Annotated in this window: 11 protein-coding genes and 1 tRNA gene; 11 read left to right on the forward strand and 1 reads right to left on the reverse strand. The window is 59.2% G+C overall.

Features of this window, described 5'->3' with window-relative positions; all coding sequences use genetic code 11:
* The first annotated feature begins 366 nt into the window (after nucleotides 1-366).
* A complete protein-coding gene (locus DW029_RS00005) occupies nucleotides 367-2,808 on the forward strand; it encodes a lipopolysaccharide assembly protein LapB (protein ID WP_118344949.1) in 2,442 nt (813 codons plus the stop codon).
* Nucleotides 2,809-2,900: 92 nt separating this feature from the next.
* Nucleotides 2,901-2,991 (forward strand) — tRNA-Ser (locus DW029_RS00010).
* A gap of 323 nt (nucleotides 2,992-3,314) precedes the next feature.
* Here DW029_RS00010 and DW029_RS00015 read toward each other — a convergent pair.
* A complete protein-coding gene (locus DW029_RS00015) occupies nucleotides 3,315-4,655 on the reverse strand; it encodes a D-alanyl-D-alanine carboxypeptidase family protein (RefSeq protein ID WP_118344950.1) in 1,341 nt (446 codons plus the stop codon).
* Between the two features lie 197 nt (nucleotides 4,656-4,852).
* Between DW029_RS00015 and DW029_RS00020 the strand changes: the two genes are divergently transcribed.
* The 9 genes from DW029_RS00020 to DW029_RS00060 all read left to right on the forward strand — a co-directional run bounded on the left by DW029_RS00020 (nucleotide 4,853) and on the right by DW029_RS00060 (nucleotide 12,843).
* Nucleotides 4,853-5,548 carry a response regulator transcription factor gene (locus DW029_RS00020; protein ID WP_117734694.1) on the forward strand — a complete coding sequence of 232 codons (696 nt, stop codon included), beginning with the start codon at nucleotides 4,853-4,855 and terminating at the stop codon, nucleotides 5,546-5,548.
* A gap of 25 nt (nucleotides 5,549-5,573) precedes the next feature.
* A complete protein-coding gene (locus DW029_RS00025) occupies nucleotides 5,574-6,812 on the forward strand; it encodes a sensor histidine kinase KdpD (protein WP_118344951.1) in 1,239 nt (412 codons plus the stop codon).
* A 103-nt stretch (nucleotides 6,813-6,915) separates the two neighbouring features.
* Entirely contained in the window at nucleotides 6,916-7,791 is an 876-nt protein-coding gene (gene pstB / locus DW029_RS00030; RefSeq protein WP_117734741.1) for a phosphate ABC transporter ATP-binding protein PstB, read from the forward strand.
* 64 nt (nucleotides 7,792-7,855) lie between these two features.
* Entirely contained in the window at nucleotides 7,856-8,584 is a 729-nt protein-coding gene (locus tag DW029_RS00035) for a response regulator transcription factor (RefSeq protein WP_089572665.1), read from the forward strand.
* 3 nt (nucleotides 8,585-8,587) lie between these two features.
* Complete coding sequence (locus DW029_RS00040) at nucleotides 8,588-10,012, forward strand: cell wall metabolism sensor histidine kinase WalK (protein WP_118344952.1); 1,425 nt, start codon at nucleotides 8,588-8,590, stop codon at nucleotides 10,010-10,012.
* A gap of 195 nt (nucleotides 10,013-10,207) precedes the next feature.
* Nucleotides 10,208-10,864 (forward strand): YveK family protein, encoded by a 657-nt coding sequence (locus DW029_RS00045; RefSeq protein WP_118344953.1) that lies wholly within the window; start codon nucleotides 10,208-10,210, stop codon nucleotides 10,862-10,864.
* 3 nt (nucleotides 10,865-10,867) lie between these two features.
* Nucleotides 10,868-11,623: a CpsD/CapB family tyrosine-protein kinase gene (locus DW029_RS00050; protein WP_118344954.1), complete on the forward strand. Its 756-nt coding sequence runs from the start codon at nucleotides 10,868-10,870 to the stop codon at nucleotides 11,621-11,623.
* 25 nt (nucleotides 11,624-11,648) lie between these two features.
* Nucleotides 11,649-12,299: a tyrosine-protein phosphatase gene (locus DW029_RS00055; protein WP_118344955.1), complete on the forward strand. Its 651-nt coding sequence runs from the start codon at nucleotides 11,649-11,651 to the stop codon at nucleotides 12,297-12,299.
* A gap of 40 nt (nucleotides 12,300-12,339) precedes the next feature.
* Complete coding sequence (locus DW029_RS00060) at nucleotides 12,340-12,843, forward strand: GNAT family N-acetyltransferase (protein WP_117734689.1); 504 nt, start codon at nucleotides 12,340-12,342, stop codon at nucleotides 12,841-12,843.
* The last annotated feature ends 45 nt before the right edge of the window (nucleotides 12,844-12,888 follow it).

The raw sequence follows: 12,888 nt of genomic DNA on the forward strand, positions 1-12,888 counted from the left end.
TATACGCCGCACCATTTGAGATTAAAGCTCCCGGCAACGGGGGCTTTTCTTTTACGTAAACACCGCATGGATTCGAACCTCGGTCGAGGCGCGGGCGTAAAGAAAACGCGGAGCGTTTTTAGCGAGCGGGCGAGTCCGCCGGCAGGCGGGCGAAGCCGGGGCGGATCCGCGCAGCGGATGCGCGGAATCCTATACGCCGCACCATTTGAGATTAAAGCTCCCGGCAACGGGGGCTTTTCTTTTGCGCCAGCTTGAGTGCTTTCGTCCAAAGGGACGATTTCCTGTCGACTCGTGTAAGATTCCGAGTAGATGTCGCGACTTATTCGCGACCACTCCTTCTCAAGCGACCGATCAGGGTGATATTTCGTGGCAGAGCGTCCGACATACAAGCTCAGGTTTCTCGATCCCAAGAAGCGCTTTCCGGCGATGCCCGAGCAGCCTGCGGGACGCTCATATGGCGTGGTCTGGAAACTCTTTGGCGAGGATCAACATGAATCTTGTTATGTCGTCGAATTCGTTGGCAAAAGTCATGTGTCGCTTTTGGGCTACGTAAGCGTTTCGGGTGAGGTGTACAAGGTGGACCGCCCCGTTAGCGAGGCTCCGCTGCCCAACGATCCCGACATGGAACTGGTCCTTGACGAGTCCGATTCCAGTATTGGCGAGATTATGGTGAGGGCTGCCAACGGCGCCATGCGCGCGTGCGCGCGAACTGCCGGATCTCCCGAAGGCCCCATGCGCGAGCAGTCCGACCGCGAGACGTGGAATTCGACCCGCGCTCTTCCTTACGGCGAGTTCATGGCCTCGATGTTCTTGCGCTACGTGATATTTGCCAACTCCGAAAGCGCTATTGCGAACACGGCGGGCGTCGACGGTCTCGATGATGACATGCAAAACGTTGTCGACAAGATCAAGCTCGTAAAGTTACCCGAGCCGGTCGAGGTGTTTTTGGGCTTTAACACGGCACCGCTCCCCGATGCTATCGAGACGCTGCTTTACCGCGTTGACCATGCCGAGAATCCGAGCGGTATCGAGCGTTATGCCGCCGCCCTTATGAGCGAGGTCGACTTGCCCCGTCTACGCACCATTGCCGCCAAGTCCGAAATGAGCCTAGCGCGCATCGACCGGTCAAAGCTGTTCTATCTCAATTTTGATCGCAACTTGCTGGACCAGGACGAGATTGACATGTTGCTTGCCGTCGAGTGCCGTCTCAACCGCCTCTCCGGCATCCTTGAGCGCATCGGGGCCGGATTGGTCCCCGCGGCATCCTCGCCGAGCCTTGAGGGCTGCGCGCTCTTTGATGCGTGGCATATCGCCAAGACGACCAACGATGTTCCCCGACTGCTCGATACGGCCTCAAGCGATAACCCGTGGGGCAAACCGGGTACGGTGGCTTGCCAGCCGGGCGGTGAGTGGGACGTTCGCACCCGCTTTGCACGTATCGTAGAAGCGCTCAACGTGGTCACACGGCTCGACTATACCTATCGGGCAAACGTTGCCGAGGGGATTATGCTCGTTCGGTTTGGGCACTCTGTCGTGGATGCCATGCCGCAACGTGAATACGACGCTCAAGATGACGCCTGGCGCGAGCTGGAAGAGGACACGCGTGCGATCTGGGCTGCGGAGCACGATGCGCGCGTGGCGCTCACGCTTGCGGCGGCGTGTTTTGCCGCGGGCACCTGCATCACGCGCTGCTATGTGCAGATTGCTGCTCCCGACAGTGAGCAGGGCGAGCGCGTTGTCGCAACGTATTTCTTTGGGCGCGCGGCCTATCTGGCCGATTGCGTGCCTGTCGCCAAGGATCTTGAGAGCATGGACATGGACGATATGCCGTGCAAGCGTGTGCTTGAGGCGTATGAGTCAACTGCTCCGGAGACGATTGAACCTGCGGAGGTTCATGCTCGTCCGCGTGATGACCATCGCACGCTGCCGCCGGCGCTGCGCGATCTGCTGCTTGCCGATAAGGCTGACGAGTTGGAGGTCATGGAAGAGGACGATGACCCATACGTGGCCCGTGTTGTTGAATTGCGCGAGCAGGCAAAAGTCGACCGTACAGGTGCTTTTGAAGGTTTTTCCCGTCTTGTCGAGGAGTTGGAGGCTAAGTGCGCCGTCGCCGAGCTTTTGGCGACAGGTCCGGTTCAAACGCAGTTTTGTGATAACCAGCTGGTGCGCATGGTGCTACCGGTGTTGGAAGAAGACCGCTCTGTGCGAATCCTTCGTGCGCCCGATGCGCTGTACTTTGCCCAGCACGAGATCTGCAGCTTTTACGCCGAGCAAGAGGACTTTGAACGAGCACTGCCCGAGGTGCGCCATCTTTACGATCTGGCGCGTTCGTCCATGCAGTCTCACTTCGCGCTCATCAACGTGTTGGCACGTCTGGAGCGCTTTGACGAGATTATCGAGGTAGCGCGCCATGGCCTGCGCATTGCAAGCGACCGTACTTCAATCGGTTACCTGTTTTATCGCCTGGCGTTTGCCTATTGGAACTGCGACCAGCTCGAGCTCGCGTTGGCGTGCTACCGCCTGGTGCCGCGCGGCGAGGAGTCGGGCAGCAGCGCGCTGGAAGAAATGCAGGGCCTTATGAACGAGATGGGCGTCAGCGAGCCTCCGACGTTCGAGGAAGCGGTCGAGACCATCCGCAAGGCTGGACTCGAGCTGCCGCCAGTGTCCGCCGTGACGAATCAGCTTGCAGATGCCGCCGTGCAACTGGTCGACAACGGTTTCTTTTTCCTGGCACGCGGTTGTATCTTCCAAATGTGGCGCACCATGGGCAACGACGAGCTCGGCTCCCTCAACCGCTCGCTGGGGTAGGCGAAGCTTTCAAGGAGGAAAGGCTGCTAGGCAATTAGAAAATTTCCTCTTGCCCAACTTCGGCTGTTTGGTTACTATAGAACGGCTGTTACGGAGAGCTGACCGAGAGGCCGAAGGTGCTCGCCTGCTAAGCGAGTATGCCCCAAAAGGGCATCTGGGGTTCGAATCCCCAGCTCTCCGCCAGTAAGACTTTAAAGAAGGGTTCCGAAAGGGGCCCTTTTTTAGTTGAACCACGTTAGCTGGGGATTCGAACCCGAGAGGGCACGGGCGTTAAGCAAACGCGAAAGCGTTTGTAGCCCGTGGGCGAAAAGCCGCCAGGCTTTGAAGCCGGAGGGCATGCGCAGCATGCCCGGACATCCCCAGCTCTCCGCCAGTATGAATTGAAAGAAGGGTCCCATTTGGGGCCCTTTTTTATTATCAAGAATGGCGGCTGGGGATTCGAACCCTCAAAAAAAGAGGCATCCTTTCGGACGCCTCCTTTTAATGGGCTTATTATTTTTTGCGCCCTACACCTCGGGCGCCTTGGCGACGGTCTCGCTTTCTGCCATGAGTGGGCGGTTGTCGATGCGACGGCCCAGGCGGTCGAGCTTCACGAGTAGCCACTCAATGGGATTCGGCCCCGAGCCTTCCTCGTCGGCAACCAAATCCATGACGGCGATCTTGGTACCGTCCTGCTTGAGCGTAATGCTGCCCACCTTGTCGCCCACATGCACCGTGCCCGAAAGATCGTCGTAGCTAACCTTTTCGGTCACCTCGCCGGCAAGGGAAAACACGGTCGCTTGCGCCGTAGGATCGGCGAGCGTGGCGTCGATCGTCTTGTCCGTCCAATCTGTCTGGCTAATGCGCGCCATGAGCGGGTTGCCGTTGGCGGTCTTCTCCTGCGTGTTGGCGATCGCGACCGTGACCTTGTGGCCGTAGTACCAGTTGGCAAGGGTGGCGGTATCGGTAAAGCGCTGGTCGGTGGTGGTGGAGTTCAAAATAACAGTGTAGATCTCGTCGCCGTCGCGGTTGTAGGCGCTCGTAAAGCAATAGCCCGCGTCGTCGGTGGTGCCGGTCTTGCCACCAATGTTTCCGTCCTGACCGAGCAAAACGTTGTGCGTGTCCATGGAATGCGAATGGTCTGAGCCATCGGCGCCCGTGACCTCAATCCAAGAATCCTCGCTCGCGACGACTTCACGAATCGTATCGTCTTTCATGGCCTCCTGCATCATCAGTGCCACGTCGTGTGCGGTTGAGTGCATGTCGCCGGCCCACTCATCAAAGTCCAGACCATGCGGGTTTTCAAAAAGCGTGCCGGTGCAGCCGAGCTTTTTGGCGCGCTCGTTCATGGCCTTCACAAAGGTTGCCTCGGCGTCTTTGGTCTTGGGGTCGATCTTTTTGCCCACGTACTCGGCAAGCACGATGGCGGCGTCGTTGCCCGAGGGGGTCATCAGGCCGCGTAGTGCCTGCTCCACGGTGAGCTCGTCGCCTTCGAGCAGGCCGGCAGTCGAGTTGCCTACGGTGGCGGCAGCGTTGCTCACCGTGACCTTCTCGTCCATCTTGCAGTTTTCGACGGTCAGGATTGCGGTCATGACCTTGGTGATCGAGGCAATCTTGACCTGCTCATCGGCGCCGCGTCCATAGTAGACGGTGCCGTCCTTGCCCATAACAAGGGCATTGGTTGCCTCGATATCGGGCAGGTTTTCTGTCGTGATGCCGCGGACGTCGGCGGTCTTGCCGCAGACGTCGTCGGTCGTGAGCACTTGGGCGCCGGCAACAGCGGGCGCGCCGGCAACAAGGGCGATGGCGCAGGCAAAGCCGGCGGCAAGCTGGGCGGAGCGTTTTGCAAAAGAGGTGAGGGACTTCACAGATTTCGCTTTCGACGGGATGGTCTCTTCTGGCACTAGAGTATATCGTTTGCCGGCGACGACGATCGTTGCGTGCGCGCATGGCCCGCATTCGTGCTCGAATGGGCGCAAGGGTGCTTAAGGTCGACTTAATCGCCCACGCTTGTTGTGTGTGGCGGGCGCCGCCTCGGGCATAATGGAGCGCGAGAGGAGCACGCATGAACGAGCGCATACTGGTAGTTGATGACGAGAAGGCCATCGCCGACCTGGTTGGTATCTACCTTACAAAAGAGGGCTTTGACGTCCAGATCGCCTACAGCGGGGCCGATGCGGCCAAGGCAATTCTGGAACAAAAGTTTGACCTGGCACTGCTCGATGTCATGCTGCCCGACATCGATGGCTTTGAGCTGCTGCGTACCATCCGTGTCAGCCATACCTATCCCGTAATTATGTTGACGGCACGCGATGCCCAGCAGGATAAGATCGAAGGCCTTTCGCTTGGCGCGGACGATTACGTGGTCAAGCCGTTCCGCCCGCTGGAGCTCATCGCGCGCGTTCATGCTCAGTTGCGTCGCTATACCAGCTACGGCAGCCGCGCGCAGGCGACCGAGTTGCCGACCCTCCAGCTCGACGGCCTCGAGATCAACCGTGACGCTCGCTCCGTGACGGTGGACGGTGCGCCGGTGCGCCTCACGCCCATCGAGTATTCCATCTTGCTGTATCTGGCCGAGCATCGCGGCAGCGTAGTGCCCGTGGAGGACCTGTTCCGCGCGGTGTGGAACGAGGACTTTATGCCCGGCTCCAACAATACGGTGATGGTGCACATTCGTCATCTGCGCGAAAAGATTGGCGACGATGCCCAGAAGCCGCGCTTTATCAAAAACGTCTGGGGCGTCGGCTACATAATCGAATAACGCCTTTGATGGTGGGGGAGTAGATATGACAAAAGACGATAGGCGGGCATTCGAGGTGCCCGATCGACTCTTTGAATACGTAAGGGCGGTCGTTGACAACCGTGCGTTAGCGACGGTGCTGCTCTTTTTGCTGAGTCTGCTGCTCATCGGCATTGACAATATCGTTGGCATCCTGGCAGTTCTACTCATTGGCATTTTGCTGATTGATCGATTCGAAATCGTTCGCCGCTGTGTGGTGATCGGCGGCGCCGCGTGGACAATTACGTTGGCGATCGGGTCCATGGCGCTTGGCGGTATTGGCGAGCCCGTATTCTTTGACGCCGGCTTTGTGTTCAACATGCTTGGATTTGTGCTGGCGCTTGCCGTGTGCGTCCTGTTCTTCTGCGGACGCGCCCTGTACTACCAGGGTTACGAGCAGGGCGAGCTGCACGCAGACCGCGTGATTGCCGCCCGCATTCAGGACCGTCTGATCGATAACCCCGACACATGGGACAACATCGACGGAGACTTCCTGGAGGTCGAGGGTGCGCTCAACCGCGCGCGCGATCGCGAGCGTAAGGTGCAGCAAGCCCTACGCGACGAGTCGCATCGCAAGGACGACTTGGTCACATACTTGGCGCATGACTTGCGCACGCCGCTTGCCAGCGTGGTGGGCTACCTCTCGCTGTTGCAGGAGGCGCCCGACCTGCCGGTTGAGCAGCGCGCGCACTTTACGGGCGTGGCGCTCGACAAGGCGCACCGACTCGACGCGCTTATTGAGGAGTTCTTTGATATCACGCGCTTTAACTTCCACGATATTGTGCTCACGCGCGGCTACGTCGACCTGGGATTGCTGCTGGCACAGGTGGCCGATGAGTTCTATCCCATTCTCAACGAGCAGCACAAAGATGTCCAAGTTGATGTGCGTGAGGACCTGACGGTGCTCGTAGATGGCGACAAGATGGCTCGCGTGTTCAACAACATCATGAAAAACGCCATCGCCTATAGCTACGAAGGATCGACCATTACGATTGAGGCTGGGCACCAAGATGACGGTGGCGTGCGAATTCGCTTTATCAATCAGGGTGATCCGGTTCCGGCGGCTAAGCTCAAGGTGATCTTTGAGAAGTTCTATCGCCTGGATGCGGCGCGCGCGACCAATCGCGGCGGCGCCGGGCTTGGCCTTGCCATCGCCAAGGAGATCGTTGCGGCGCACAGCGGCACCATTGCGTGCGAATCGACACCCGAGCACACTGTGTTTACCATTGCGCTGCCCGCTGCATAACCAGCGTGCCCTTACAAACACTTGACAATGCGATCACGTGCGTATGAGCCGCGATTCCTACTATCGATACTGCTGGATTGATATCGATATGGAGGTATGCGGTATGACGGCTGCTGCGGCTGTGGAGCCCACGGAGCTTGAAGAACTCATGGAAGCGCGAGCCGAGGCTGCGCACGAGCGCGAAGTCGGAGACGCGACGCGCCCCACGGCGCAGGACCTTGCCGCCTCGCCGACGCGCATCGACGTCGAGGGCCTCGATTTGTTCTATGGCGACCACCGCGCACTCAAGGACGTGTCCATCAAGATCCGCGACAAGCAGATCACCTCGTTTATCGGTCCTTCGGGCTGCGGCAAGTCGACGCTGCTACGTTGTTTTAACCGCATGAACGACGGCATCAAGGACTGTCGCATCGAGGGCAAGATCGCGCTCGATGGCCAGGATATCCTGGGCGACTACGACATCTGCCGTCTGCGCCAGCGCGTGGGCATGGTGTTCCAGCGCCCTAACCCGTTTCCCATGAGTATTTACGACAACGTCGCGTACGGCCCCCGTGGCATGGGCGTGCGCGATCGCGCCGTGCTGGATGAGCTGGTCGAGGATTCTCTTCGTCGAGCCGCTCTGTGGGATGAGGTCAAGGACAAGCTCAAGGAGTCGGGGCTGGGCCTTTCGGGCGGACAGCAGCAGCGCCTGTGCATCGCCCGTGCGCTTGCCGTGCAACCCGACATCTTGCTGATGGACGAGCCCACGAGCGCCCTCGATCCCGTGTCGACGCTGGTGGTGGAGCAGCTTGCCTGCGAGCTCAAGGAGACCTGCACGTTGGTGGTCGTTACGCACAATATGCAGCAGGCGGCGCGCATCTCCGACTCGGTCGCGTTTTTCTTGCTGGGCGAGCTGGTGGAGCACGCGCCCACCGCTCAGCTCTTCAAAAATCCGACCGATCCGCGCACAGCGGATTATTTGACGGGACGTTTTGGCTGATACCATCTCGTAAAGGTACCTTTAGGGTTAAGATGCGGTCATGCCGGCCGCAAAGGGGTTCAACATGATCTATTACGTCGAGGACGATGACAACATCAGGGATTTGACGGTCTATGCGCTGCGCAAGCAGGGGATCGAGGCCGAGGGCTTTTCGTGCGATGGCGAGTTTAAGGCTGCTGTGGCGCGACGGGTGCCCGATGCTGTCCTGCTCGACATCATGCTGCCCGATACCGATGGCCTGGCAATTATGCGTCGCCTGCGTGCCGACCGCCTGACGGCGACGGTGCCCATCATGATGCTTACCGCTAAGGACACCGAGCTCGACAAGGTGATGGCGCTCGATGGCGGTGCCGACGATTACCTGACTAAGCCGTTTTCGCTCATGGAGCTTGCGAGCCGTTGCCGCGCACTGCTGCGTCGCGGCGGCATGGTCAAGCAGGCGAGCGATGTGCTCAGTGTGGGCGACATCGTGCTCTCGCCCAGCCATCGCGAGGTGACTGTTGCCGGCGAGCCGCTTAAGCTCACCCTGCGCGAGTTCGACCTGCTTGAGTATCTCATGCGCAAGCCTGGCGTGGTCTTTACCCGCGAGTCGTTGCTGCAGAGCGTGTGGGGCTGGGACTTCGACGGCGGTTCGCGCACCGTTGACGTGCACGTGCAGACGCTTCGCCAAAAACTGGGCGAGCATGCCAGCGCCATCGAGACCGTGCGCGGCGTGGGCTACCGCTTGGCTGAGCCTTCTGCCGGTGATGGTGCCGAAGGTGACGACACCGCGGCCACCGCATCGGAGGAGTAACCCGTGGTCTTCGCCCCCCAGGGAAAACAAACGCTGTCGCACCGCGTTTTTGTGACGATCTTTGTTTGCGCCATGGCGGTTATCGTGGCGTTTACGGTGCTGGGTGCGTTCTTTGTGCAAAACACCTTGGCGGATGCCACGAGTGCCAATCTAGCGCAGGAAACCGAGCTCATTGCTGCCGCCCTCGACGAGCAGCAGGAGCCCATCCCGTTCTTGCGTAGCCTCGATCGCGAGGACTTGCGCATCACGCTGATTAACAAGGATGGATCGGTTGCCTACGACAACGAGGCATCGCCTTCCACACTGCCCAACCATGGCGATCGCCCCGAGGTCATCGAGGCCTTTGAGAGTGGTTTGGGTTCCGCGGAGCGCGCAAGCTCTACGCTCGACGAGATTATGCTGTATCGCGCCGTCGCCCTTGATAACGGCCAGGTTGTCCGCTTGGCGCAGGCCCAGCCTGGCGTTGCGGCGATTTTGCTGTCGATGGTGGCGCCGATGCTGCTTATCGCAGCAGCGGGTGCGGTACTCTCGTTTTTCATGGCGCGCCGCGAGTCCCGTGCCATCATCGCGCCGTTGCAAGAGGTGGATTTGGACCACCCGCGCCGTAGCTATGAGCACGCCTATGCCGAGATGGTCCCCATGCTTGAGCGTATCGAGTCGCAGCGCCAGGAACTCAAGCGCCAAATGGCGGTGCTAGCGGACAACGACCGTATGCGCCGCGAATTCACGGCGAATATCACCCATGAGCTCAAGACGCCGCTTACGGCGATTTCGGGCTATGCCGAGCTCATCGCAAACGGCATGGTTGAGGGCGAGGATGACCTGCGCAACTTTGGCGGTCGCATCTATCGTGAGGCGGGCCGCTTGGCAGCGCTTGTCAACGATATCCTTACGCTGTCTAACTTGGACGAGGCCGAGCGTGCAACTGAGGGCGAGGCGGTGCCCATTGGGTCCACGGAGCCTATTGAGCTCTCGCGTGCCATCTACACGGTTGAGCAGCGTCTTGAACAGGTCGCCCGTCAGGCGAATGTGACGATAAGTCATGAGACCAAGCCTGTGGTCATCGAAGGCGTGTCGCGCTTGATTGACGAGCTCATCTACAATCTGGCAAGCAACGCCATCCGCTACAATCGACCCGGCGGTACGGTTACGCTGCAGTGCGGCACCAACGACGAAGGCCATCCGTTCCTCGCGGTCGCCGACACGGGAATCGGTATCGCGCCTGAAGAACAGGGCAAGGTATTTGAGCGGTTCTATCGCGTGGACAAGAGTAGGTCCAAGGCACGCGGCGGAACCGGTCTGGGGCTTGCCATTGTCAAGCATGCGGCCCTGTATCATCACGCCACGATCGATCTATCGAGCGAGTTGGGCGTGGGAACCACCATTACGGTGACGTTTCCCATACAGCAGGACGAGCCATTCGCATAGCGATACAACATAGATAATGATGTAGACGCCGCATCGGACTTTCGGGTGCGGCGTTGTTGTGCAATTTTACGATTGTTTCCGTCATTTTTACAGGAGAGCCTGTTTCTTATGTATAGAGTTTGGCCTCGGTAAAAAGATGCGATAACATACGGACAGTTTTGTCAATCCGAACTGGGGAAATGAAAGGCAAGCTGCATGACCCTTCTCGAACTGTTCCAGCTGCTGAAGAAGCACCTCAAGCTGGTCATCACCCTTCCGGTGGTCTGCGCGATCGCCATGGGCATCGTGTCCTTCGCTGCGATGGACAACACCTACACCGCGACGACGAGCATGTACATTCTCGCCAAGACCGACGATAGCGGTCAGATGAGCTACAACGATCTCTCGGCGAGCCAGATGCTTTCCAACGATATCGCCACGCTGCTGGATAGCGATAGCGTTAAGAGCGGCGCCGCCAAAGAACTGGGCCTTTCCAGCCTGGCCGACTATAAGGTGAGCGTTACGAGCGAGACCACGACCCGTGTTATCTCGCTGTCTGTGACCGGTGCCAGCCCCGATGGCGCCGCCGCCGTCGCCAACGCCATGGCCAACTCGGTTTCTACCGTCGCCCAGGACGTCGACGCCGCCCAGGCCGTCAACGTCATCGACAAGGCAAAGGTTCCCGCCCAGCCCAGCGGCCCCAACCGCAAGCTCTACATTGCAGTTGCCGCCCTGGCCGGCCTGTTTGTCGCTGTCGCGATTGTTGTGCTGCTCGACATGCTCAACACGCGTGTCCGTTCTGTCGATGACGCCGTCGAGCTGCTCGGCGTGCCCGTCATCGGCCGTTTCCCCGTTGTGAAGGGCGGTAAGTAATCCATGGCCAGTAAAAAGAAAACCGACGACACCCTTGCCTTTGACAATGCAGCCAAGACGCTGCTCGCCAACATTCGCTTTGCGAGTGTCGATACGCCCATCAAGTCCATTACGGTGACCTCCTCCATTCCCAGCGAGGGCAAGTCCACCATCGCGCTCAACCTGGCCCAGGCCATCGCAACCAGCGGCAAGAGCGTTCTGCTCGTTGAATGCGACATGCGCCACCGTACGCTTGCCAACCTGCTGGGCCTCCGTCATGCCGGTGGCCTGTACGCTGTCCTTTCCGATCAGATGTCGATCGATGAGGCCGTCATCGACGCCGGTCAGCCTAACTTCTTCTTCCTCGACGCCGAGCCGCGCATTCCCAATCCGGCAGACATCATTGCCTCGCGCCGCTTTGCCAAGCTTGTCGCCGCGCTTGAGGAAAAGTACCAGTACGTCATCTTTGATACGCCGCCCGTGGGCACGTTTGTCGACGCTGCCGAAGTCGCCGCGATCACCGACGGCACCATCTATGTCGTCCGCCAGGACTATGCCAAGCGCAATGAGATTCTCGCTGCCTTCGATCAGCTCAACAATGCCGAGGTCAACGTGATCGGTACGGTCATGAACTGCTGTGAGACTTCGAGCCACGACTACTATTACTCGTATTATGGCGGGGGCAAGGGACAGGACAACGCTGTGGCGGGGGTCAATCCCGCTGTCGGCGGCGCGGCTGCAACGGGCACCCCTGCGAAGGCGAAACGCTTTAAGAAATAAGAAACGACGCAGATAAGAGGGCGATATGCGAGACATCCATTGCCATATCCTGCCCGGAGTCGATGACGGCGCGGTAAACCTGGAGCAAAGCTTGGCGATGCTCGAGGCGGCCCGCGCCGTCGGCGTAACACACATGGTGTGCACGCCGCACTGCCGGGACCCATACTTTGACTACGCCAACATGTGGGAGGCCTATCGGTTGCTGTGTGCCCATGCGGGCGATATGCAGCTCCAGATGGGCTTTGAGGTCAACCACGCCAAGCTTATGGATTTAGGCATCGAATGGTCCGATCGCCTGCACTTTGATGGGTCGAATGAGTTTTTGCTTGAGCTCTCGACACGTGCCGATTCGTATGACTTTGAGGAATACGAGAACACGATTTACGACCTGCAGTGCCGCGGTTACCAAGTGATTATTGCCCACCCCGAGCGTTATCGCGCTATTCAAAAGGACGTGGGCATTGCCGAGCGCCTAGTCGATATGGGCTGCAAGCTGCAGGCTTCGGCGGACTTTATTGCCGGTGGTCGCTTTGGTCGCGAGAAAAAGCCGGCCCAGCGCCTGTTCGATCAGAACCTGTACAGCTTCATCGCGAGCGATGCCCATAACGTGGGTCATTACGACTGCCTGGCGAAGGCTCGCGCGAAGTTTAGCGTGCGCGGAGCTCATTTTCGCTAAAATCTGTCCCTAACGTTCGTGCTGAATGAAGGGGGCTGTCATGGATATCCAACTTAAGACGGGATGCTTTGAGGACGCGGCGCTGGTGCGCCGCGTCGTTTTTATGGACGAGCAGGGCTACGAGAATGAGTTCGACGCTATCGACGAGGATCCGAACTGCATTCATGTGACGCTCTATGTAGACGGCGAGCTTGCCGGTTGCTCGCGCGTGTTTCCCGAAGAGCTTGAGCGCGCGACTGACGCAGAGGCTCCGGTGTCGCCGACGTGCGACTTGGACGAAGGCGCCGCGGCGGGGGAGACCTACATTATGGGGCGCGTGGCCGTGCTGCCGGCTATGCGTCGTCGTGGACTGGCGAGTGCGATCGTTGAGGCCAGTGGTGCGTGTGCACGCGATGCCGGCGCTAAGCTTATTAAGCTGCATGCGCAGGAATACGTGCTGCCGCTCTATGCCAAGGCGGGCTACACGCAAATTGCCCCGGTAGACTACGAAGACGAGGGCCAGCCCCATGCCTGGATGGCCAAACGGGTTGAGGGCGGCAGATAGGGACGTTCCTTTTCTGTCGGCAGTTGGGGACACTCCTTGGCAATT

This window comes from Collinsella sp. AF38-3AC, from assembly GCF_003474365.1.
GTDB lineage: Bacteria > Actinomycetota > Coriobacteriia > Coriobacteriales > Coriobacteriaceae > Collinsella.